The organism is Collinsella sp. HCP28S3_B9, from assembly GCF_052066095.1.
In the GTDB taxonomy this organism is placed as follows: Bacteria; Actinomycetota; Coriobacteriia; order Coriobacteriales; family Coriobacteriaceae; genus Collinsella.
On record NZ_JBQHST010000001.1, the window covers coordinates 122,785 to 142,824 of the forward strand.

At 55.4% G+C, this 20,040-nt stretch carries 27 protein-coding genes; 8 read left to right on the forward strand and 19 right to left on the reverse strand.

The window, feature by feature from the left end; genetic code table 11:
• Positions 1-35: 35 nt before the first annotated feature.
• From ACTNBB_RS00555 to ACTNBB_RS00610, 12 genes are all read right to left on the reverse strand, one after another.
• Positions 36-3,989, reverse strand: a complete 3,954-nt coding sequence (locus ACTNBB_RS00555; protein ID WP_441056536.1) for a phage tail tape measure protein — start codon at positions 3,987-3,989, stop codon at positions 36-38.
• Positions 3,989-4,414, reverse strand: a complete 426-nt coding sequence (locus tag ACTNBB_RS00560) for a hypothetical protein (protein ID WP_441056535.1) — start codon at positions 4,412-4,414, stop codon at positions 3,989-3,991. The genes ACTNBB_RS00555 and ACTNBB_RS00560 overlap by 1 nt, the downstream gene beginning before the upstream one ends.
• A gap of 3 nt (positions 4,415-4,417) precedes the next feature.
• A complete protein-coding gene (locus tag ACTNBB_RS00565) occupies positions 4,418-4,621 on the reverse strand; it encodes a hypothetical protein (protein WP_441056534.1) in 204 nt (67 codons plus the stop codon).
• A gap of 29 nt (positions 4,622-4,650) precedes the next feature.
• Positions 4,651-4,995 (reverse strand): hypothetical protein, encoded by a 345-nt coding sequence (locus ACTNBB_RS00570; RefSeq protein WP_441056533.1) that lies wholly within the window; start codon positions 4,993-4,995, stop codon positions 4,651-4,653.
• A gap of 118 nt (positions 4,996-5,113) precedes the next feature.
• The gene (locus ACTNBB_RS00575) at positions 5,114-6,130 is read right to left on the reverse strand and encodes a phage tail tube protein (protein WP_441056532.1); all 1,017 of its coding nucleotides are present in this window, start codon (positions 6,128-6,130) and stop codon (positions 5,114-5,116) included.
• Positions 6,131-6,140: 10 nt separating this feature from the next.
• Positions 6,141-6,602 carry a hypothetical protein gene (locus ACTNBB_RS00580; protein WP_441056531.1) on the reverse strand — a complete coding sequence of 154 codons (462 nt, stop codon included), beginning with the start codon at positions 6,600-6,602 and terminating at the stop codon, positions 6,141-6,143.
• Positions 6,603-7,406, reverse strand: a complete 804-nt coding sequence (locus ACTNBB_RS00585; protein ID WP_441056530.1) for a hypothetical protein — start codon at positions 7,404-7,406, stop codon at positions 6,603-6,605.
• Between the two features lie 12 nt (positions 7,407-7,418).
• A complete protein-coding gene (locus ACTNBB_RS00590; protein WP_441056529.1) occupies positions 7,419-8,630 on the reverse strand; it encodes a phage major capsid family protein in 1,212 nt (403 codons plus the stop codon).
• 10 nt (positions 8,631-8,640) lie between these two features.
• On the reverse strand, positions 8,641-9,366 hold the full coding sequence (locus tag ACTNBB_RS00595; RefSeq protein ID WP_441056528.1) for a head maturation protease, ClpP-related: 726 nt from the start codon (positions 9,364-9,366) through the stop codon (positions 8,641-8,643).
• Positions 9,353-10,858, reverse strand: coding sequence for a phage portal protein (locus tag ACTNBB_RS00600; RefSeq protein ID WP_441056527.1), 1,506 nt, complete (start codon positions 10,856-10,858; stop codon positions 9,353-9,355). Before ACTNBB_RS00600 ends, ACTNBB_RS00595 begins: the two co-directional genes overlap by 14 nt.
• Before the next feature lie 140 nt (positions 10,859-10,998).
• Complete coding sequence (locus ACTNBB_RS00605; RefSeq protein WP_441056526.1) at positions 10,999-12,495, reverse strand: terminase large subunit domain-containing protein; 1,497 nt, start codon at positions 12,493-12,495, stop codon at positions 10,999-11,001.
• Complete coding sequence (locus tag ACTNBB_RS00610; RefSeq protein ID WP_441056525.1) at positions 12,492-12,989, reverse strand: P27 family phage terminase small subunit; 498 nt, start codon at positions 12,987-12,989, stop codon at positions 12,492-12,494. The genes ACTNBB_RS00605 and ACTNBB_RS00610 overlap by 4 nt, the downstream gene beginning before the upstream one ends.
• Before the next feature lie 1,135 nt (positions 12,990-14,124).
• Here ACTNBB_RS00610 and ACTNBB_RS00615 point away from each other — a divergent pair.
• The 8 genes from ACTNBB_RS00615 (at position 14,125) to ACTNBB_RS00650 (ending at position 16,712) form a co-directional block, all read left to right on the forward strand.
• The gene (locus tag ACTNBB_RS00615; protein ID WP_441056524.1) at positions 14,125-14,451 is read left to right on the forward strand and encodes a hypothetical protein; all 327 of its coding nucleotides are present in this window, start codon (positions 14,125-14,127) and stop codon (positions 14,449-14,451) included.
• A 12-nt stretch (positions 14,452-14,463) separates the two neighbouring features.
• On the forward strand, positions 14,464-14,946 hold the full coding sequence (locus ACTNBB_RS00620; RefSeq protein ID WP_441056523.1) for a hypothetical protein: 483 nt from the start codon (positions 14,464-14,466) through the stop codon (positions 14,944-14,946).
• A 97-nt stretch (positions 14,947-15,043) separates the two neighbouring features.
• Positions 15,044-15,292, forward strand: a complete 249-nt coding sequence (locus ACTNBB_RS00625) for a hypothetical protein (RefSeq protein WP_441056522.1) — start codon at positions 15,044-15,046, stop codon at positions 15,290-15,292.
• The gene (locus ACTNBB_RS00630; protein ID WP_441056521.1) at positions 15,292-15,432 is read left to right on the forward strand and encodes a hypothetical protein; all 141 of its coding nucleotides are present in this window, start codon (positions 15,292-15,294) and stop codon (positions 15,430-15,432) included. The genes ACTNBB_RS00625 and ACTNBB_RS00630 overlap by 1 nt, the downstream gene beginning before the upstream one ends.
• A 71-nt stretch (positions 15,433-15,503) precedes the next feature.
• The gene (locus ACTNBB_RS00635) at positions 15,504-15,794 is read left to right on the forward strand and encodes a hypothetical protein (protein ID WP_441056520.1); all 291 of its coding nucleotides are present in this window, start codon (positions 15,504-15,506) and stop codon (positions 15,792-15,794) included.
• A gap of 83 nt (positions 15,795-15,877) precedes the next feature.
• On the forward strand, positions 15,878-16,132 hold the full coding sequence (locus tag ACTNBB_RS00640; RefSeq protein WP_441056519.1) for a hypothetical protein: 255 nt from the start codon (positions 15,878-15,880) through the stop codon (positions 16,130-16,132).
• A gap of 2 nt (positions 16,133-16,134) precedes the next feature.
• The gene (locus ACTNBB_RS00645; protein ID WP_441056518.1) at positions 16,135-16,467 is read left to right on the forward strand and encodes a hypothetical protein; all 333 of its coding nucleotides are present in this window, start codon (positions 16,135-16,137) and stop codon (positions 16,465-16,467) included.
• Positions 16,468-16,475: 8 nt separating this feature from the next.
• Positions 16,476-16,712 (forward strand): hypothetical protein, encoded by a 237-nt coding sequence (locus ACTNBB_RS00650; protein ID WP_441056517.1) that lies wholly within the window; start codon positions 16,476-16,478, stop codon positions 16,710-16,712.
• Positions 16,713-16,902: 190 nt separating this feature from the next.
• Here ACTNBB_RS00650 and ACTNBB_RS00655 read toward each other — a convergent pair whose 3' ends face one another.
• From ACTNBB_RS00655 to ACTNBB_RS00685, 7 genes are all read right to left on the reverse strand, one after another.
• Entirely contained in the window at positions 16,903-17,298 is a 396-nt protein-coding gene (locus ACTNBB_RS00655) for an HNH endonuclease (RefSeq protein ID WP_441070962.1), read from the reverse strand.
• Positions 17,291-17,611: a hypothetical protein gene (locus tag ACTNBB_RS00660; RefSeq protein WP_441056516.1), complete on the reverse strand. Its 321-nt coding sequence runs from the start codon at positions 17,609-17,611 to the stop codon at positions 17,291-17,293. The genes ACTNBB_RS00655 and ACTNBB_RS00660 overlap by 8 nt, the downstream gene beginning before the upstream one ends.
• 253 nt (positions 17,612-17,864) lie before the next feature.
• Positions 17,865-18,185: a hypothetical protein gene (locus ACTNBB_RS00665; RefSeq protein ID WP_441056515.1), complete on the reverse strand. Its 321-nt coding sequence runs from the start codon at positions 18,183-18,185 to the stop codon at positions 17,865-17,867.
• Positions 18,176-18,400, reverse strand: a complete 225-nt coding sequence (locus ACTNBB_RS00670; RefSeq protein ID WP_441070964.1) for a hypothetical protein — start codon at positions 18,398-18,400, stop codon at positions 18,176-18,178. Before ACTNBB_RS00670 ends, ACTNBB_RS00665 begins: the two co-directional genes overlap by 10 nt.
• Before the next feature lie 139 nt (positions 18,401-18,539).
• Positions 18,540-18,869, reverse strand: coding sequence for a hypothetical protein (locus ACTNBB_RS00675; protein ID WP_441070965.1), 330 nt, complete (start codon positions 18,867-18,869; stop codon positions 18,540-18,542).
• A 169-nt stretch (positions 18,870-19,038) separates the two neighbouring features.
• On the reverse strand, positions 19,039-19,497 hold the full coding sequence (dut, locus tag ACTNBB_RS00680) for a dUTP diphosphatase (RefSeq protein WP_441056512.1): 459 nt from the start codon (positions 19,495-19,497) through the stop codon (positions 19,039-19,041).
• Between the two features lie 103 nt (positions 19,498-19,600).
• A complete protein-coding gene (locus ACTNBB_RS00685) occupies positions 19,601-19,897 on the reverse strand; it encodes a hypothetical protein (RefSeq protein ID WP_441056511.1) in 297 nt (98 codons plus the stop codon).
• Positions 19,898-20,040 lie beyond the last annotated feature (143 nt).

The window sequence follows — 20,040 nt, forward strand, 5'->3', positions numbered from 1 at the left end:
TTCAAGGAGGTAGATACGGCATCAATCCCCCGCTACTAGACCAGCTCGCTCACGAGGGCTTCGATAAGCTCCTTGGCGCGGTCGTTGCCGCGAATGGTGGAGCCGTCGATATTCAGGGTGTAATTGTTGACAACCTGCGAGGACACACCGCCGCCCACCTGCTTCATCTGCTCGGCTATGGTGCGAGCGAACGGGCGCGAGTACTTGCGGTTTGTCAACGGGACGATGGCTTCTGCTCCAGCTTCGCCGACTATATCCAGCGGCACGCCAGCCCCAGGACGGTTCGCAATGGCTCCGTTGGCGTGGTAGCGCATCATCACGCCGCCTGCCGCGTGGGTGCGGATGCCGCCTGCGGCGTTGTGGCGCTTTGAATATGTATCAACATGGTTGACGGTGATGGTGGCACTCTTGTTATTGAGCGGTGTGTTCTTGTAAATATTGAGATAGTTACACGCGTTAATCAGCGAACTGTGATGGACGGTATCGGTGGTACTCTTGCCGTCCAGCGGTGTGTCGTTATACTCCTTTTTCTTTTTCTTGCCCTTGTCAACGGAAGAAGAATTTACGTTATCCTTTGTGCTCCTGCCCTGCAGCGGCGTGTTGTTGTAGTCCTTCTTCTTGTTGGTAGCGTCCTTAGTCTGGGTTGAATCGACCTTATCGGTGGCAGACTTGGAGGTAAGACCCTGCTGGTTGTATGTGTATTCAACTCCAGTAGCATCAACGACACTGCCGTAATCAACAGTTGCACCGCTGCTCTTATAGACAAGCGCGTTTCCGTTCCACTCAACTACCTGACCGTTGGCAAACAGAAGGGTTGAGCTATCCACCTGCACCGTTCCGTCTTTGTTCACAACGGGCGTGTTGTTGTAGTTCTGAATCATCGATACAAGCGTATCAATGTTACCGCCACAGCTTGATACCATGGCTGCGAAGTTAGAACTGCTGATGCTGTTCAGTTGTTCTGACGATACGCCAGCCTGCTGCATCTTCACGGCAAGGTCGGTCACGTTAACGCCAGCCGCGTCCATAGCCTTAGTGACACTATCGCCCATCGTCGCCATTGATGCAGCCATTTTCGCCGCGCTATTCTGTGCCGCTTCGTCTAGGCCAGCGTGAGCAGCCGCCGCCTTTGTCAAGAAATATGCCGCCTTTTCTGCCTCAGATGTGTAGACCTGACCCAACTCCTCCATCTTGTCTTTGTAGTCTTCGGTCTTTTTATGGGTGTCTACAAGCTGGTCAGCCAATTCGGCAAGATGTTGTTTTTGCTCTTTGGTGAGGTTGTTGTAGTTTGATTGGAGCGACTCAATCTCGCTAGTAATACTTTTCTCTTTCGCCTTTGAATCGTTGTAGGCATCGGTGGCAAGCGTAAGTTCGCCTTGGGTCTTAATCTCCTGTTCGAGATACTTTGATGCTGCGTTGGAAAGCGCCTTTGCTTCGGCATTTGCTTTCCACTTCTCGGCGTTCTCCTGTAGCTTCTGGGTGCTTTCTGAAAGCTTTCCGTTCTCGGCATCGGTAACCGATACGGAATCGCCCGTGATCTCGTTGTATCCCTTCACCGCTTCGGCAAGGCGGTACTGCTCGGTGGAGCTTAGGTTAGATTTTCCCGCAAGGTCATTGATGGTCGAAACGTACTGGTCGAGCTTAGCGCCGTTCGTCTCCACCTCGGTGAACGTATCGCCGATGGATTGATTGAGGTCGATAAGGCTTTGCGTCACGGAATCAGCGTCAATCTCAACGTCTCCGATCGCATCGCCGAGCCCTTCCGCGCTTCGTGCTGCGTTGGCCATGATGGATTCACCGGACTGCATTGCGCTGTTCATGCGCTCGGCGTGCTCTTTTGCTTTTGCGGCCTTGTCAACAAAATATCCAACTGCTGCGCTGATGCCAGCGATAGCAGCGGCGAATGCGAGCTGAGGCCCAACTGCTGCGATAAAGTTTCCAGCCATGCCAGCAAGACCTGTGGCAAGACCCTTAATGCCGTTGCCAAGAGTTTTCATTACGCCGGTGCTCGTTTTAGCCGCGCTAGTCTGCTTCTCTAACGCCTGCGCAGTTTCTAGGACACTGGTGCTCGTCTTGCTATGAGCCTTTGCTACCTCGGCGGCAACCTTGGAGGTTTCCTTTGAGCTGCCAGTGAACTTGTCCACCATGGAGCCGTAGACATTGTTAGCCTGCTCGGTGGTCTGAATCTCTTTGAGTATGGCGTTTCGGTTGTCTATTGATGCCTGAGCTGCCTTCTTAGCTGCATCGGCCTTTGTTTTCATTTTTGCTGCATACTCGGTGGCGGCAACCTTGCCGTCATCGTCTGCCGCTGCTGCCAGCTTTACAGCGTTTGCATAGTTCTCTGTTGCGGTCTTTGACTTCTCAACAGCCGCCTTGCTCTTTGTTACGGCAGTAGCGTACTTGTCCTCAAGCTCATAGACCTGATGCGATGTCTGATAATAACCCTGCCATGCTTCGACATAGTTCTTGGCGCCTCCTGCCGCTTCTGCCGCTTTGTTTCCTGAGATACCAAGTTTAGTTGACAGCATATCGGCGGACGCATATGCACGCATTTGAGCGCCGTCAGTAGTTACGAGCGCATCCTTCCACGTGGCAAAGTCCTGTTGTCCCTTGCCGAACGCGGTTATAACGCTGCCAATGCCCTTCTCAAGCTTGCCGAACGTGGTAAGCACGGGGCCAGCAGCCGCAGCGATACCGACCATAGCCAGGACGAACTGCTGCTTGCCCGTATCCATCTTGGAGAAAGCGTCGGCAAGGTCGCCAATTCCCTGAATGAGCGGGTCGCACGCTTCGAGCGCTGATATAGCGGCGTTTGCCAGCGGCCTGCCGATTGAGATAGCGATAGCGTCAACCTTGTTCTTCAGTACCTGTAGACGCGATGCCAAGCTCTCGTTTCGCTGGTCAACCTCGTTTTGGAGCGCGGTGTTCTGTTTCCATGCGTTATTGGCGCGGTCTACCGAATTGCGCAACAAATCGCCAGCACCAGCCAAACGGCGCATTGTATCGGAGTTACGGATGTTGTTGATGCCGAGTTTTTCCAGCGTGACGTTCATGTCCTCGCCGGAATCGCTCGTGCGCTTCAATCCCTCCACCAATGCTTCCAGCGCTTCCATGGGGCTGCTCTTCCACGCACTGGCGAACTGGTCGGCGCTCATGCCAGCGACACGGGCGTATTCCTCCACCGTATCCGAGCCCTTGGCAACATTCTTGGAAATGTCCTGAATGATACGGGTCATAGCGGAGCCGCCAGCTTCGGCCCTGATGCCGAGCGAGGACATAGCGCCAGACATGCCGAGAATGTCGGCCTGCGAGAACTTAGCCGCCGTGCCAGCGCCAGCCAGACGCAGTGCCATAGCTGATATATCGGCTTCGGTCGTAGCCAGGTGGTTGCCCAAATCAACGATAGTGGAGCCGTAGTTCTTGAACTGGTCTTGGCTCATTTGCGTGATGTTGGCGAACTGAGCCATTTCCTTGCCAGCGGTCTCGAAGTCCATGTTCGTGGCGATATCAAGACCGCTCGTAACCTCTGCGAAAGATTCGAGCTTGTCGTGCGCAACGCCCAACTGTGCGCCAAGGGCTTCGATATTAAGCAGCGTTTCAGCCGTTACTGGCTGCTTGGTTGAGAGGTTCTGGGCGGATCGAGCCAGATTATCGATTTCCTCGCTCGACATGTTCGTTGTCTTGCGAACGTTCGCCATGGCGGTATCGAACTGGATTGCCGTCTTTCCGGCGTAAGCTCCGATAGCTACCAAAGGCACGGTGACGCTTTTCGTGAGCATCTTTCCGGCCTTCTCGGTCTTAACACCGGCGTTGTAAATCTTGCCGCCAAGTTCAGCCCACGCCCCGCCCTGCTTCGCCAAATCGGCAGTGGTGGATTTAGAGCTAGCCGCAGACAGCGTGGTTAGCCGCCGCAGCGCCTTTTCCGCATTGTCTAGTTGCTTGCCGTTCCACTTGGCGTTTACTGCGATAGTGATTGACGCTTTGCCCATTATTCGGCTCCAACCAAATCAGCGACCTGAGCCACCTCGTCATTAACCTGTTCGATGATGTTTTCCTCGTCTTCGAGGATTGCCTTGAGCAACGCACGCGGCGTATCGCCCGTATGCGGAACACCGGCACGCCTGCCAGCTCGCTTGCCCGTGAGGATGACCGCGCCGGGGTTTGCGAACTCGATAACGCCGCCTCCCGGGTCGCCTGAGATGAACACAACGCCGTTCTGACGCTGCCTGAGCGACAGCGAGTTGGCAAAAGCGCCCGTGGGGTTAGAACCCACGTGCGCGTATCCCTTCGCCTTGCTGAGCGTCGGCTTGGTTATCTCGACGATGCGCCGCTTTAGGCGCTTCGCCATCTTCTTGTCCACTAGGTTGATCGCGGCAATCGTCTCGTCTAGGTTTTGAATCTCGATGGTGTACAAGGGTCACTCCCTGTATTGCTCCATCTCCCTTTTCGCCTTCTCGCGCTGAGCCCTAAGACGATCTCGCGCGTCCCCTATCGACTCCCCCGGCTTTCTCCAAGGCTTGCCGTTCTTCGCTTCTTCAAGCGCCTGCACCAGCTCCATGTCAAATAGCATCTGGTCAAAGACACTCGGGAAGTCGTACGCGAGGTCGATAAGCTCGCGCACGCCGGACCCCGAGAAGCGCCCTAGCGCAATTAGGACTCGTCCGAGGGTGCCGTAGGGTTTTCGGTGCCGTCCTCGGTAGCGCCGTCATCGTCCTGCTCGAAGTCGTAGTAGACGGTCACCTCGTCCATGAGGTCGAGAACGAGTTCCTGCGTAATCTGACGCGGTGCAGGAAGCTCAACCACGGGGTGCCCAGCTGCCTTTGCGCTCAGAAAGCCCCAAAGGGCAATCCAGATGTTCGTCTGCATGTTTCCAGCAGGGTCAGCGCCCTTGAACAGATAGAGCTTGGCTCGATTCAGTGCGCCCTGACGGGTCTTGCACCTATAGATTTCCTCGCCAGTCTCGGGGTTCTCAAATCGGAAGATTTCGTTTGCCATTACGGTTCTCCTTTCAAACGGCTTGGCGTGGATAATCGCGCCGCGTTCCCCCGCTGAATCGGCATGAAAAAGGCGCGACCGTAGCCGCGCCCGTTTGGTTATATGTAGACGCCGTTCGTTACTTGTAAGAAGCAACCTTGTTGGTAAGCGTGATGGTCATCGGGGACTCGTCAGCGCCGGATACGACGGCGTTATCGGTACTGAACTGAATGGACGCCTCGTTGCCCGATGGGTCAAGCTCGGGGAAGTCTGCCGTGAAGGGCAGGTGGTTAGCGGAGAACTCAAGCGTCTGCTTGGGGTCATCCGTGTGGAAGAACTTGGCGTACACGCTGCCGAACACGACCTTGCCCGAAATCTTGGTGGAGGTCTCAGAGCCGGTAATGAGCTTCTGGTACTCCTTAAGGTTCTCGGGGATGGTGGTTACGTTCACGCCGAACTGGCACTTGCCCTCAGCGATCTCGCGGGAGGTGGCGCGACCGAGGGAACGGAGACCAGAAACGTTGTTCTTGATAGTGAACGTGGCTTCTGAGACGAGAGCTGCGGCAGGTGTGGAGCCGGACGCGTCAATCTTGAAGTCGCAGTCCGTGGTGGTGTACTTGCCACCAAAGCAGGATGCCTGGACGCTACCGGGGATGGACGTTAGACCGACCTCGCCGTCGATGCCCTGCCAAGAAGCGGACATGGCAAGGTGCTCGTTGCCAGTGGCGGTAAAGGTCAGCTCATCGCACTTGCATCCGTCAGCGCGGGTAAAGCCGTCCATTCCGATCTGCGACCAGATGGTGAAGTAGTCGAGCGCGGATCCCATCGTGAACACGTGTTTGTAATAGCCTGATGCACTTTCGCCATTGCCGGGAACGGGAGTAGTCGTGACATTGCCGCACGCAGCAAGCAGGTACATACCGAGTACGTCGGGGTAGCACAGGGACTCAATCTTGGGCGTGACCTCGATTGAGTCAACGCGAGCATCGGACGGGGCGCGGGAACCGCACGTAACGTCTGTGGTTGCGATGGAACGGGACACGCCGAACGGGGAGCCGCCCGTAAGGCCGTGCATGAAGGTGGGGGCGGTTGCGGGGGTGTCGCGGTCTTTCTGCTTTGCGATAGCGGCAAGACCAATAGAGGGGTTGAGTGCCATAGTTGCTCTCCTAGTCGATTACGGGGTCGATAGCCGCCTTGATGCGGACACCGCCCTCGATGGATGCCATGTACGAATTGCCCGATGGAGCGGTGCCAACGGACGAAATAAAGGGCTGGGCGTGGTCGCACAGACCTCCCAGCGTCTTGTCTGATGCGATGTAGGACATGATTCGCGCCATCCATTCCTGCGTGGTGGCGGTGGACTTCACGAGGTCTGCGGTCTTAGCCCAAAGCTCCACTCCAACCGAAAAAGTGATTGAGTAGCCGCCGCGCGATGCGCCCATGTAGGTGTTGGTGACAACGTCCTCGATTGAGTAGTCCGTTGCGATCTCGCGCACCAGAACCTCGAACGGCTGCTGAGTCTTAGCGCCGCCGATGGAGATGTAGGGATGCGGCTCCATATCGGCTAGAGCAGCCTTAACGTCCTGCTCCACCAGCTCAATGCACTTTGAAAACAGGTTCGCGTCCATCTATCGCACCTTGAAATCTCGAAGCCCGTAGCGCTCGATTACGGCGTTTACCTCGGGAATGGAGGTAGCAGCGCCGTCCACGCCGCCAACGACAAAGCGCATAAAGCCCAGGTCGGTACTAGCGGACGTGGCGTTGTCGGGCATCGCGTGGTCGGTGAGGTACCACGCGGCAAGCGAAACGACCGCGCTCTTGACCTCTGGCGGGGTGGGCTTCATGCCACACTCCACCACCACCTCGGCGAACTTATTAACGCCCAAATCGCGCACGTCCAAAAGTGACGGGTTGCAAACGCGAAGGTTCACGGGATTGCCGTCTTGGTCTTTTGCAGATACGACCGAACGCATATCTGACGCGGTGAACTCGCCCAACAAGACGAGCGATGACGTGCGGCAGTTTGGGCGGTCGGTTACTCCACGCATGATGACGGGCTGGAACACTCGGTGCGCTTCGGCTTCGATTACGTGTTCTGCGCGGTCGATTGCCGCCTGAATGGTTTCATCGTCCACGCCGTCAAGCAGGTTCTCGTCTGGACGGTGATTGAGAACGTCCTGAACGGTGCAGTAGCGCGTGGTAACGACCTCAACGGTCGCGCTGACCTTCACGCCGCTGTAGTCCCACGCGATCTCGATAAGGTCTGGCGCGGTACGGAGCGGAAGGGAGAGCTGACCGCCCTCCACCTCCACTTCTACTGGCTCGGCACCAGATGCGTAGGAGACCGTTGCGCTAGTCGGTTCGCCTTTGAGAGATACCGTCTCGCACTGCTCGATTGAAAGTCGCGTCCTGCTGTCTGGTGCCAATGCCATTTAGAGCGCCACCTATCGACCGGCAACGCCGGTGTCGGCGAGGTAAGAGAACGCCTTGGGGAACGTGACCTTAAGGCCGTACTGACCGTTGATGCGGATGGTCTTCTCGTTGCGGATGAACTGGTCATTAACCAGACCGACCTCAAGCGTCTCGCCCATCTTGGTGTAGAAGGTTGCGGCGTTGGGGAGGTAGACCATCATGCCGTAGGTGGTCTTCTGGGAGGAAGAATCGCCAGTGGTCTCAGTGAGGTTCAAGTCCTCTACCACGTTCAGAGCCCACAGCTTACCGTTTACCATCTGGTTGATGTAGCGGCCGTTCTTGTCCTTCTCAAGGTTGACGGACTCGGCGACATACGGGTGCATACCGACGGTGGTGGGCACAAAACCAGTGGCAAGGAACACGTCCGTTGCCATCTTGTAGGAACTATCGGTGATGGTATCGCCAGTGCCCTTGGTGAACTTCTGGATGCCGTCATGGTTGAGGATGCCGACCATACCAGTCTCGGCATTGGACTTGGGGCCAGTCAGAACCTTTGCGCCCTTTGCAAGCTCCTGCATGTAGAGCAAGGTGCCGTTAACGAGCGTCATAAGCTCGTTGTAGTCGTTAAGGTTGTTCTCAAGCAGGGGCATACCGTTTGCGATCTGCTCCATGTGGAAGGAGCGCGGAGTCCATGCCATGCCGGACATAGCGATGGTTTTGCCGGGAGTCCAGGTGGCTGCGGCGTTGTTGAGCTTGGTCTGGTCTGCCTCGTAGAAGCTGATGGAATCCTTGTCGGTGACGGCGCGCGGCAGGGTGTTGTAGATACCAAGCTTCGGCAGGGACTGAGCGTACTGCTCTGGCAGGGAGTAATCGGTTTCCTTGTGCTCAAGCAGTTTGAAGTCCTGATAGGCATCGAGGGCAATAGAGGTGCCCATCTTCAGGCCCTTGAACTCGTCACGGGCACCGAGGACGAACTCACCGAGGTTCTTGGGCTTGAACTCGGTCTTGTTGCCAGCGTTGGGGTCAGCCAGCGGGATACCTCCGCCCTGGCGAATCTTGTCCTCGTAGTCGAGGGCATCGGCAAGCTGCTCGTCAAGAGACTTGTTCTCGCCCTTAATCTGGTTGATGGTGTCGCGGTAGATATCCTTTGCATCGCCCTCGGCAGCGTTAAAGGACTTCTCGGCTGCATCGAGCTTTGCGCGGTTCTCCACGATCTTGTTGTGAATCTGGATGGAAGAAAGCATTCTCTACTCCCTAGTACGTCAAAAACTTTCCGTTCACGCACACGGTTTTAGAGACGGCTCCCGTCTCCACCTTGCCGGCTCCCGGCACGGCTTTACCACCGTTGTTGCTGTCGGTGATTGTGGGTTCGGTTTCCCCCGCGCCGTTTCCGTCAACCACGGCTGGTGCGTCTAGCAGGTCTTTTGGCGCGTTCTTGAATCGCTTGGCATGCTCGGGGTCGATGCACGCGGCAACGGGCTCCATCGCCACGATGGAATCGCAAAAGCCGTTCTCCACAGCCTCTTTAGCGGTGAACCACGTCTCGGCATCCATGAGGTCTGAGATAGCTCCCTCGTCCTTGCCCGTCTTTCGCACGTACTGGTTGACGATGGTTGACTTAACCTTGTCGAGAAAATCGGCAGTCTTGCGCAAGTCCTCGGCGGTGCCGCCAGAGAAGGAATAGGGGTTGTGAATCATCATCAGCGCTGAATCGCCGATAACAACCTTGTCTGCGGTGAGGGCGAAATAGGACGCTGCACTAGCGGCAAGGCCCTCGATGATGCAGGTTGACTCGCCCTGATAGGAACGCAGAAGCTCGGCCATGGTATTAGCGTCGAACACGTCTCCGCCGCCAGAGTTGACGTGGATGGTTACCGCTTCGCCGTTGGCTTCCTTCAGCTCGTTGGCAAACTTGGTAGCGGTCATATCGGTTTCGTCAAAGCCGTCTCCGATGAACCCGTAAACGTTAATGTCCCTCATGCTCGAAAATCTCCTTAATATCGGCTTCGATGTCGTACTCACGCCGCGCCAACAGGCAGGCGTTGGCGTATGGCTTAAGAACCTTGGTTGCGAAAGCTCGGGTCTTCTCGGTGTCTCCCGCTTCTGAGATGCGCTGCTTGATGCGCTCCACCATGTCATCGTGGATTGAGTTCATGGCATCGCCGTTGCCGTCCCCGCTATATGGCGCTCCGCCCTCGCCAGAAGAGCCCGGTTCGCTCCCATGTTCCGCAGTGATGGTCAGCTCGCCAGTTTCGGCGTTGAGCAGGTTGTAGGAGGAAGGAATAAAGAGAACGTCCAGACCATCCACGGGAGGCAAATCCTCCTTGGCGCGTACCTCGGCAGGCATCATCCAGCCCGAGAAAACAGCCGCCTTGTAGCCCTCCATGCGGTCTCGGTAGCCGCCGCGCAGAAGGCCGTTCATATCGAATTGCACGTAGCAGTCTTTAAGGCCGATGCTCCAAAGTACGCTGGAGAACGCTCGTTCAATCTCAGCGCACTCGGGCATGAGCGTCTTGTTGGCAAAGTTCAGAGCGCCCTGCTCGATATTTGAATAGGTGGCGTTGGAGAGGTCGAATACCTCCTGCGGTGGCACGGAAAGCGTTCGGCATACCTGCTGTAGAATCCACCGCTCCTGCTCCACCAGCGACATATCGACCATGCTTTGCGAGGTGGACTTGTATTGCAGGCCATGGTCAAAGATGCGAATCTTGCCGGAATTGACTATGCCGCCGCCGTCCTCCAACTGCTGCTTGAGCTTCTTAAACTCAGGCTCCTTTAGCGATTGGTCAGTCTCCAGCCAGCCGGGGAAGTTGCCCTCGCCGTTCAGGATGTGCGAATAGAACTTCTCTAGGTCAACGGACAATCCAACCTCATTGGCTGCGAACTCGGCAAGCGAGCGACCGTGGAGACAATCGGAATCGAGGATTGGAGACTTGACCCACACGATCTCGTTCTCTAGGTATCGTCCAGGTGCGGTGAACTTATCGCCGCCGTAGTTGAACACGTGCGAGCCGCCACGGATGATTTCGATACCGGGCGTTCCCGACATGGGCCAAAGCGCCACGATACGGGCGTTGCGCCACTCCACGCGCACGAACGCCTCGCCCTTTAGGTCTTTGGTCATATCGAGCCAGCGGATACCCTCCTGAGCTGACATGAGCGGGTTCCACTTGGTGCGCAACAGGGTTTCTAGGTCTTTCGCGGCACGCTTGGCGGCTGGTTTCCTAACGCCGCTATCGCGCTCGTAGACGTGTACGGGAAGTGCCGCCAGCGGTCGAGCCTTAGCCAGCGCACACGCACGGTATGCGTTGGAGTAGTAGGCTTCGAGTTTCGCTGCATCGCGGCTGTAAACGTCCTTGCCGTCATAGTTCACGAAGTCGTATTGGATTGGCGGTAACTGCACTCCAACGACATTGAAAGCGCTGTACAGAGCGCGTGACGCGGCTGCGGTGATTCTGTTCTTTAGAGACATGCACGCTCCTTCTATCCGTTGCGTGCATGGTGCTATCGCTGTCCCCCGCGCAAGAAAATGGAGGAGGAAGGGGGCGGGGCTGGCGAAAGGAAGATGAAACTCCAACCCCGTTGCCCGTATGTTCGCTCCAGCGTCCCCCGCTACAGGTCGATTGTCCAGACGTTTGGCGATTCTTCCTCGTTGTTGTCGTAGGCCCACATAGCCATTGCCGCCGCAACAGCCGCGTCGATACGCTTAGAACCTTGCCCGTGCTTCACTGAAGCGAGCCTGCGACCGTATGCCTTGGATTCGCTCGATACGGCGTTGATGCAATGCGCAGCCAATATTGGCGTATCGCCGAACGATGCAATATGGGTGGACACGGCACGCGCCAGAAGCTCGGACGCTGGGCACATGATGGATGGCGTTTGCGGAACTTGCGATAGGTCGAAGTCGTACGTTCGCTCCAGCCAGTTGGATAGGAACTGCATACGCGCTGGGTCGGCGCAGATGAATGGGGAACCGGGCTTTCGCGCAAGCTCCAGCAAAACGTCGGCAACGGCGGTTAGATCGTAGACGGAACTCCCTTTATCTGGCTTCTCCCAGCACCATTCGGCATATGCCCACCGTTCGTTTTGGCGTTGAGCCGCCACGATTGCCAGCGTATCGCCGCGAACAGCACCATCAAGACCTACACAGAACCATTTGTTCCAGTCGATTTCGAGCCGTTCTGACTTTTGACAGGCGGTAACGTCCCTGCGCTTCATGAACGGTTCTTCCACCTCGTCCATGGGCGTGCGGTTGAGGTAGTAGCGGACAAATCCGGGTCCGGGCGTTCCGTCCTCCAGCTTGTCCGATTCGTACTGCTCTTCCAGTTCCTCCATCGTGATACGGCCTGCTGCGGTAATCTTCTTCCAAACCCTGCGGTCGGCGGGGTTGTCTTGGTCTGTGATACCTAGCCAGCACACGTAGGCGTGCTTGTCGAGCTTCAACTTCTGGTAGAGCTTGAACAGGAAACCGTCACGGTCGCTGCCTGCCGTTGTGATTCCGATGGTTAAGGCGTTCCACACCTTAGCCTGACCTGACGTGCCAGCTTTCCATACAGCATCATCGCGCCAAACGTGAATCTCATCGCCGATTAGAACGTGGAAGTGCTTGCCCTGCAACGCCGCTTCCTTGTATGGGTAGACGTGTATCTCCTGCCCCGTCTGCTCGTTGCGTATAACGTCCTTGTAGACCTTCCACTGTGCGCTAAGTGTCTCGTTCGCCCTGATGATCGTTGCGATATAGCCCTTGACCATGGCGGTGTTTTCCTTGGAATCTGCCACGATGCCGTACTGGCCGTTCGGTATAGCGTCCATGGTGGCAACGGTCAGAACCAAGCACGCCGCCAGCTGCGACTTGCCGAACGCGCGGTGGACTCCGATGAGGGCACGTCGATACTGCCTGCGGAACTTGCCAGTTTTCTTATCGACTTCTCCAGTACCGAACAAAGGCCGCCAGATGTATTTCATGAGCCATTCAGTTACCTTGTACGGACAGCCGCATAGCTCAGATTCGCCAGCATACGTAAGGAATGCTTCCGCGAAAACGCGCGTGCGCTCCACTTGGAACTCACCAGCCTTGCTCAGCTTCTTGAACGGTGTGTGGTAACTCACATTCCACCGCCTAGAGCCGCGTCAATCTGTTTTGCGATATTCAGCTGAACGTTCGCGCTCATTCCCTGCGTCAAACCAAGCCTTGCGCGGGCCATTGGCGACAGGCCCAAATCCTGCTCAAGCTTCATGGCCGTTTTCATCGCGTTATCACGAATCTTTAGGTACGGGTTCTCCTTGATGCGGATGCCGCCGAAAGCGTCCTCCTCCTCCACCGTGAGGTGCATCGTTCCGTCCTCGTCCATCAAGTGCCTTTGGCTCTCATAGACCATGGCGATGTTGAACACGTACTGCTCAATCAGCGGGGAATCGGACGCGCGAAAACTGATGCCAGACCCAACGGTGTTGTCCCATATATCGCTCAGAATCGGGGTTTTCGACACGCTCTCGGGCTTCACGAGCGCGCCATCCTCCACTGTCACGGAGGTAGTGGTGGAAATATCGGCAGTGCTAGCCCCGCGCCTTACCGCGAGCGCGTCTGGCTTACGTCCCCTCACAAGCCCACCTCCCTAAGCAGACCCGCGATGCCGCGTGATAGCTCCGAACACATAGGACGGTACTTAATAGGAGCTGACGTTGATGCCACATCGAAAAACGCGCCCATTCCGCGCAATTCCACCGTGTTTCGCTCCACTGCTTTAGCAGATATGCACCCGCTAGCGGGAACACGTCTGATAGGCTCCATCTGCTCTAGGCACTCGGGGGTATTTCCACCAATTGCCACGCAAACGCCCTTATTTCTTTTTCTATATGCGTTTAACCTGCAATTATCCGAACAATATCGGCTTGTATTGCGTCTTGCGGCGTATTTTTTGCCGCAATATTCGCACGTTCTTACTATCAAAACCGCACCTCCGTAATCGGTGCGAAAGATATGTTGGCGTTCCCCCGTTAGCGTTTCATGCAACGCTAAATCGCGGTTCCAATTTCGTGCGCATAAAAAAATGAGAGGGGCCGCGCTGGGTAGCCAGTGGTGGTGTCGTGATTTGACCCCCTCCCCCCTCCCCCCTGGGGTATCAGCATGGTCTTTTCGCATCAACATATGTTGACTTGTTAACGTTTTGGTCTCGTATCTAGTAACGAAGGCCGCTTCGTCACTTGTAAATACCTTCAATTAGCTGGTGCTTTGCTTATGCCTGGGGCTTTGGCTTTGCTTGGATGGCTTGGCTCTTTGCTGGCTTCGCTTCGTTGCGATCTGGCAGGGCCGGCGTTTTGTCTGGCTTGGCTTTGCTTTGCCCAGTGGTTGCGATCTGGCTTCGGTCTTGATCGGCTCCGGCGATCCGGTCTTGTAATGCCTGGCTGCTTACTATCTGCCTAGGCTTCGGCGATTTTGCGCTTCGGCTTCGGTGCGATCTGCTTTGCTTCGCTCCGGCGCTTCGGCACTAGTAGCGCCTGGCGCTTTACGATCTGCTTAGGCTTCGGCGCTGCTTTGTCGATGCCAGGAGCTTTACGATCTGGCCTGCTTTGTACTTGGCTTTGTCGTGGCGAAAAAGTTTTTTATGGCTGTCTACCTGCGAGAATGTCCGAACGTACAAAATATTTTAGAAAAACTATTGCAAGTCCGTTCGGACTAGCGCACACTGTTAGTCGTCAAGTCCGAACGGACAACACCAACAGCAGGAAGGTAAAGCAATGTACAAGATCAAGAACAGCAACGTCTTTAGTTCGGCTGCAACCTTTGGCGAGCTTGTCGATATCGCCATTGCAACCGGCGACAGCATCGAAGCTGAGGACGAATTGACCGGTGAGCTTTACGAGGTTGAGCGTCCTTTGTTCGCGCTCTACAACTGTGACGGATGGTTTATCCGCTACGTCGAGACCATTAACGAAGCTGTCAAGCAGTTCGCAGACGGAAAGGCAACGAAGGTTGCACTTGAGACCGACGTCCAGCGTCTCAGTGATGACGGTCTGCTTTATGTCGAGGTCGCCTATTCCTACCGTTCAACTATTCTCGATTAAGGAGGTCAAGCAATGGCAAGGACGTTCAAGCTCACCAAGAGCGGCACGTACTACTACCGACGCCGTACTCTTCCAACGGTCGAGGTAGCCGATGACGGTAGCCAGATCGTAGGTAGCGAAGTCGAGTGTCTCAAAACTCGTTGGGGCTTCCAGCGCTCGAAGTATCGCAGGGCCACCGATGCCTACTACCACCAGCCGAGCGGCACGTGGTGCAGGATTAACAGCAGGGTTGCAACTGCTTGGGATGAGAAGGGCGACCCGACCGAATGGCTCCATTGCTTCGAGCCTATCGAGAGCGCGATATTGATTGACCGCTATCCAGACTCCCCCAGCGCCGACGGCCTGCCGGACTGCATCATCAAGGTAGAGCACGGTAAAGCGGTAAAGGTCGAGAGCGCCGGAATCAGCTACTACGATCCATCACTCCCGTTCGAGTACCTGGCAGAGCTGCTAGACCTTAACCGGGCAAAGAGGAAGTCGCCAAAGGCTGCATAGGTCTTTACAAGTGACGAGCGAGAGACATAAAAAACGCCCGGCGCGAGCTACCAACCAAAGCGCCGGGCATAGGTCAAAGTGAGAAAGGACTAAGACCATGAGCAACTATACCATCACTTACAAAGTCACCCAAGACCTCGACAACTTTGAGTTTTGGGCAGGCGCACGCGATCGCATGAACGACGCAACTAACGAGCAGCGCGAGCAGGTTTTCGAGCGGATCGCCGAAGAGTTTGAGTACAACGAGGACATTACCGAGACTGATATTAACGATCTTGTCTGGTTCGAGTGCGACGATATTTTCTTCCCTGAGGACGAGGACGAGGACGAGGACGAGGAAGAATAATGGGCGTTGGACTCTTCGATACCTTGACATACCAGGCATGGCAGATCGTGCTTATGACCTTTGGTCTTATGGCTGTCGGCTTTGCATACGGTTACTACATGGCATACGAAAAGATTAACGAGAGGAGCAATAGGCACTAGACGATCCGGCACGCTGCCAACTTGTAACGAGTTGGCAGACTGCCGCACCGTTTACGAGAGAAAGGTCAGACATGTACACCACGATTAAGAACGACAAGGGCGAGGTTGTCTTCTACGGCAGCAACTTTGACCTCTGGGACGATTACATCAGCCACGCCGAGCACGAGGACAGGAAGACTGGCCACATGTGGGGCACAGAAGCGTTCGCGCTTGCCATCGCGTGCATCGCAGACGGCAACATGAGGGATGCCTCGCGCTGGATTAGCCGAGCTCTTGGAATGGAATTGACCGTAAGCAGGAGCGTTATTACTGGGCAAGAGTACACTTCAAACATTTTCGGCGAGGAAGACGAGGAAGAGTAGACGCACCGTTTACCGGAACGGCGAAATATCAGCAACGCGAAAGGCTAAACTGTATGCCATTCGCAAACGAGAAAGGACTAACCATGTTGGTAAAGCTCAATCAGCAGGACGGCCACGTGCGCACCTACGAGATTCGCACCATCAGCAACGACGCAGAAGCAGCGATCGCGGTAGCGGACGGGATGCGCAACGGCGAGAGCGCCGAGGTATGCCGCACGTCTTATGACCTCGCGCGTGGCGAGTTCGTCAACCGTGTAATCACGGTCGAGGTCTTCAATGGCGAAGTCTATACCGTCGTTGACGGCGAGCGCCACTACCACGGCAAGCAGGTCGAGTAGCCATGACCACACAAAAAGGCGTGGCACGCTACACAGACCTGGAGGGCACACCATTCGAGATATTCGAGGTGCCAGACAAGCTCGACCAGTCGCTAGTGGTGGTTGACCCATCCACCCATCCGTTCGGGTTCCTGCTGCAACATAAGCAGTTTGAAGACCCAGAACTCACGTGGAGCGGCGAGATCGAGCGCGAGGTCGTAGCAGGACTGCTACGCATGGACGAGAACGCAGAAGTCTGGGCTGACGCGTGGGGATGGTGGGCGCTCGACGTCTACAACCGCTGCAAACGCGAAGGAACGCTACCGAAGACCAAGAAGCGCCGCATGAGCTCATAGGAGGAATGATGAAAAGAGTCGAGCAGTCCGAGATTGTCTGCACAATGGTTGAAGACGGCACCATAACGCGCCGAGAGGCAAGCGCAGCGGCAAACCGAAACCCAACGTATGTATCCAACGCGCAACGTAAACGAGAGCCGTCCATCGGAACCGTGGCGCTGATCGCAAACGTGTACGGTCTGGATGTGGCGCTGATTGACCGCGATACGAACGAGACGCGCTATATCATCGAGCCTCCTAAGTAGACAACAATGTACGAACGAGAAGACCATAAACGAGAAAAGCCCCCGTAGCGCAGCGCTGCGGGGGCGATTTGTTTTCATCGACTATAGATTGTCGAATATATCTTTGATGATCGCGATAGCGACACACGCCGCGACCACTAGCTCAATCAGCATTAGTATCGCCAGCAAGGCGAGAATAACTACCATCTTCCTACCTTCCCGCCGCACGTCTGGCGGCATCAATTCGGTTGTGGCACGAGACGCAAAGCAGCACGAGGTTGTCGGATCCATTCCCTCCACCCTGTGAGAGTGGGAGGATATGATGCACTCCCGCGCCTGTTAGTATCCAGGACGAACCGCGACGCTTGGCGCACACCTTGCCGCACGCCGCGCAACGTCCACCTGACCGCTGTATTGCGATTTGACGGGCTGTCTTGTATTCCGATTTGGAATATTCAGAACGCCACGGGTTAGCCTGCTTGCGGGCTTTCTCTTGGCTCTTGGAGCGCTTTCCATGCGAACGAGAGGAACGAGAGACACGTTTGCATCGTGGGCACGACGAGCCAGAGTAGGGCTTGCCGCATATGGGGCACATCGAGCTAGGCATAGACGCTAGCAGCCTTGTATGCGTTCTCTTTGCGGTTGAGCGAGCGCACTTCACGGTAGCAGTACTGGCAAAACCCAGATACGCAATAGGTGTTTCGTCCGCACATGGGACAGATAACTGGCTTGCTCAGGCGCTCGCGCTTCGTCTTCGATTTGCCGGTTATGCGGAACGAGAAGCCTAGATAACTCTTCGTCCCATTATTTATGTACCTTTGCATCGTGGACTCGGCGATATGGTTTGCGCGAGCAGCAGCCGCGATGGATTGGTAGGTAACTCCATCCGAGCGGGTGACGGTGTATCCAGTGGTCTTCATTCGGCATCGCCTACGCATTGCACGGTATCGAGTGCGCCAGATAGCCACATTGTGAGCGCAGTAGACAGAACCACCATCACGGCGCGGTCGAACTCAACGTCAGTTACGCACTTGGAATCGCTCCGTTTTGCATCTGCGTTAGCTCCGAATGGCTGAACGAGAGCCGTTCGGATCGTATTCAATGATTCAGCCATGGCACGCTTGTCAGATTCGCTAAAGCCACCTTGCCATCCCGCGAACGAGAGCATAGCTTCTAGCGTTGGGTTGTGCTTGAATGACTTGAGCATATCGGCTCCACCTCCTTGCGCAGCTTTTGCAGGCAATCAATGGCCTTGTCGATATCGGATAGCGCCTGACCTTTTGACAAGCAGCGCCAGACGTACTTAAAGGCACAGCACCACCACCAGACGATGATTGCCGAGTGGTCGAACTCGTCCCTCCACCTAGTCATAGCTGAGCGCATGGCGCGGGAACACGTGATATAGCCGTCACCGAGATAATGGATGGGACAGTCGGAATCGTATGTGAGAACCTTGCTTGAATCGTCCTCCAGCTCAACTCCCATTACTTGCATGGCGTTACCTCGATAATGAACGTATCGCCGATTCTGGGGGCATCGTTGATAGGAAATCGCATATCAAGCGATGCGTTACCATCGTCAACACTCACCTCAAGCAATGCATCAACGTATTCTTCTTCTCGAATGGCGCTGATGTTCGTGTACTTCACGATGGTGCGAGAAACTTCTGCTCTCGTGCAGATAGCTTTCATTCTCTTTGTGTTAGTCACTTCTTTACCTCCATCTGATTACGCAACCTGCGAACGTGGCGCTCACTTACACCAGACCTCATGGCTACCTGCTTGGTGGTCAAGCTCTGGTCTTTCAGTAGCTCCATTGCTTTTAGTGTCTTGGGGCTTTTCGTTCCGCTCATTCTGCATCCACCTCACGTGGCGGCAAACCGATATACGCTGCGATATCGGCAACGCGCTTCTCAAACTCCGCTACTTCTTCGTCCGATAGATTGGGCCCTACCTGCGTCCACAAAAGCGCACCGAAACCTTCCAGGAAACCGATAGCGCGGACGGCCTTATTGCGTGCCACTGCTTCGCTAGGGTCGTTGGCTTCTCCGTTTTGGCTTTGCACCAAATCGACAACATCTTCGGTTTTATCAGCCGAAACCTCAACTTTGTGCTCTTCGATACCTCTTTCTTCGAACATCTTCTTGATTGGATCGATAATCTCTTGATGGTCGCTCATTGCTCTACCTCCTTTGGTTCCCAGAAATTGCATCTGTTCCATGGCTTGCACTCGTGCGGCAGGTTGCGCCAACACGTCAGGTACTTGACCTCGACAACTGCGCTCTTTGTCGTGTGCGGGTTCTTTGCGAACTTGCACGTGGCGCAGCGCTCTCCTACCTTGTTAGGCATCAAAACCTCCCCGATGAACCGTATCCGCTGTCGCCGCGCGAGCTTTCTGGCAGGTTGTCCACTTCCGCGAACACGACGTTGAATATCGGTATGAAAACTAACTGTGCGATACGCTCGAACGGTCTCACCGTGTAGGGCTCATCGCTCAGGTTGACCAGCTTGCACTTGACCTCACCGCGAAAACCGGGGTCGATGATGCCGGGTGAGTTGGCAAGCGTTAAGCCGTGGTTGCAACTAAGACCTGAGCGCGGTGCCTGCAATGCGAACATGCCTTGGGGAATAGCAAGATGCACGCCCGTGCCGACCCATGCAGACTTCCACGGGTCGATAATGAGCGGTTCGGCGATGTTGGCCTTTAGATCGCAACCAGCGTCCTCCACGCCATGAGCATATGACGGTCTAAGTTCCGTGTTATCGAACACGGCTTGAATCATTTGAATGTTGGGTGAGACTTTCATCTAGTCCTCCGTACACACCGTGACGATAGCCAGTACGGATACGACAAGGGCCGCTACGAACGCGACCCTACGCTTGGTGATATTCATTTGTTGGGTTCCTTTCTTATTCAAAGTATTCGCAGGCAACGCTTTGCATATCGCGCATGTGTTCTGGCATCCACAGCAACGCCCATTCGGCCACATCATAAATAGATGAATTTGTCTGTGAATCAGAACTACCGAACTCGGCATCTCGCGCTCGGCAATATTCACGGTCGCAAATGCCATAGTCACAGCAGAACTCAACCATGGCTTTGCACTCTGCGCACGTTGTCTTACCCTCGCCAAAATAAGCATCAATGTCGTGCTCAAAGCATCCGGGCGGAAGGTTGTAGCCGCTCGGTGGTTCGTGGTTGGTCATGCTCTACCTTCCAATCTGGGCTTTCTCGAAGCTGTGGCATCCTGCCGCCGCGCTTGACGGGTTGTTCGGTGAGTCGAGAGGGTCGACAACGATATGCAACTTCTTGCAGTAATAGACTTTTGGCATGTATCTGCCGTATATCT

What these genes read in the sequence shown, in the direction of transcription:
- ACTNBB_RS00555 (WP_441056536.1), bottom strand. Translation starts at nt 3,989, where the DNA reads ATGGGCAAAGCGTCAATCACTATCGCAGTAAACGCCAAGTGGAACGGC.
- ACTNBB_RS00570 (WP_441056533.1), bottom strand. Translation starts at nt 4,995, where the DNA reads ATGGCAAACGAAATCTTCCGATTTGAGAACCCCGAGACTGGCGAGGAA.
- ACTNBB_RS00575 (WP_441056532.1), bottom strand. Translation starts at nt 6,130, where the DNA reads ATGGCACTCAACCCCTCTATTGGTCTTGCCGCTATCGCAAAGCAGAAA.
- ACTNBB_RS00580 (WP_441056531.1), bottom strand. Translation starts at nt 6,602, where the DNA reads ATGGACGCGAACCTGTTTTCAAAGTGCATTGAGCTGGTGGAGCAGGAC.
- ACTNBB_RS00585 (WP_441056530.1), bottom strand. Translation starts at nt 7,406, where the DNA reads ATGGCATTGGCACCAGACAGCAGGACGCGACTTTCAATCGAGCAGTGC.
- ACTNBB_RS00590 (WP_441056529.1), bottom strand. Translation starts at nt 8,630, where the DNA reads ATGCTTTCTTCCATCCAGATTCACAACAAGATCGTGGAGAACCGCGCA.
- ACTNBB_RS00595 (WP_441056528.1), bottom strand. Translation starts at nt 9,366, where the DNA reads ATGAGGGACATTAACGTTTACGGGTTCATCGGAGACGGCTTTGACGAA.
- ACTNBB_RS00600 (WP_441056527.1), bottom strand. Translation starts at nt 10,858, where the DNA reads ATGTCTCTAAAGAACAGAATCACCGCAGCCGCGTCACGCGCTCTGTAC.
- ACTNBB_RS00615 (WP_441056524.1), top strand. Translation starts at nt 14,125, where the DNA reads ATGTACAAGATCAAGAACAGCAACGTCTTTAGTTCGGCTGCAACCTTT.
- ACTNBB_RS00620 (WP_441056523.1), top strand. Translation starts at nt 14,464, where the DNA reads ATGGCAAGGACGTTCAAGCTCACCAAGAGCGGCACGTACTACTACCGA.
- ACTNBB_RS00625 (WP_441056522.1), top strand. Translation starts at nt 15,044, where the DNA reads ATGAGCAACTATACCATCACTTACAAAGTCACCCAAGACCTCGACAAC.
- ACTNBB_RS00630 (WP_441056521.1), top strand. Translation starts at nt 15,292, where the DNA reads ATGGGCGTTGGACTCTTCGATACCTTGACATACCAGGCATGGCAGATC.
- ACTNBB_RS00635 (WP_441056520.1), top strand. Translation starts at nt 15,504, where the DNA reads ATGTACACCACGATTAAGAACGACAAGGGCGAGGTTGTCTTCTACGGC.
- ACTNBB_RS00640 (WP_441056519.1), top strand. Translation starts at nt 15,878, where the DNA reads ATGTTGGTAAAGCTCAATCAGCAGGACGGCCACGTGCGCACCTACGAG.
- ACTNBB_RS00645 (WP_441056518.1), top strand. Translation starts at nt 16,135, where the DNA reads ATGACCACACAAAAAGGCGTGGCACGCTACACAGACCTGGAGGGCACA.
- ACTNBB_RS00650 (WP_441056517.1), top strand. Translation starts at nt 16,476, where the DNA reads ATGAAAAGAGTCGAGCAGTCCGAGATTGTCTGCACAATGGTTGAAGAC.
- ACTNBB_RS00655 (WP_441070962.1), bottom strand. Translation starts at nt 17,298, where the DNA reads ATGCCTAGCTCGATGTGCCCCATATGCGGCAAGCCCTACTCTGGCTCG.
- ACTNBB_RS00660 (WP_441056516.1), bottom strand. Translation starts at nt 17,611, where the DNA reads ATGAAGACCACTGGATACACCGTCACCCGCTCGGATGGAGTTACCTAC.
- ACTNBB_RS00665 (WP_441056515.1), bottom strand. Translation starts at nt 18,185, where the DNA reads ATGCAAGTAATGGGAGTTGAGCTGGAGGACGATTCAAGCAAGGTTCTC.
- ACTNBB_RS00675 (WP_441070965.1), bottom strand. Translation starts at nt 18,869, where the DNA reads ATGAGCGACCATCAAGAGATTATCGATCCAATCAAGAAGATGTTCGAA.
- dut (WP_441056512.1), bottom strand. Translation starts at nt 19,497, where the DNA reads ATGAAAGTCTCACCCAACATTCAAATGATTCAAGCCGTGTTCGATAAC.
- ACTNBB_RS00685 (WP_441056511.1), bottom strand. Translation starts at nt 19,897, where the DNA reads ATGACCAACCACGAACCACCGAGCGGCTACAACCTTCCGCCCGGATGC.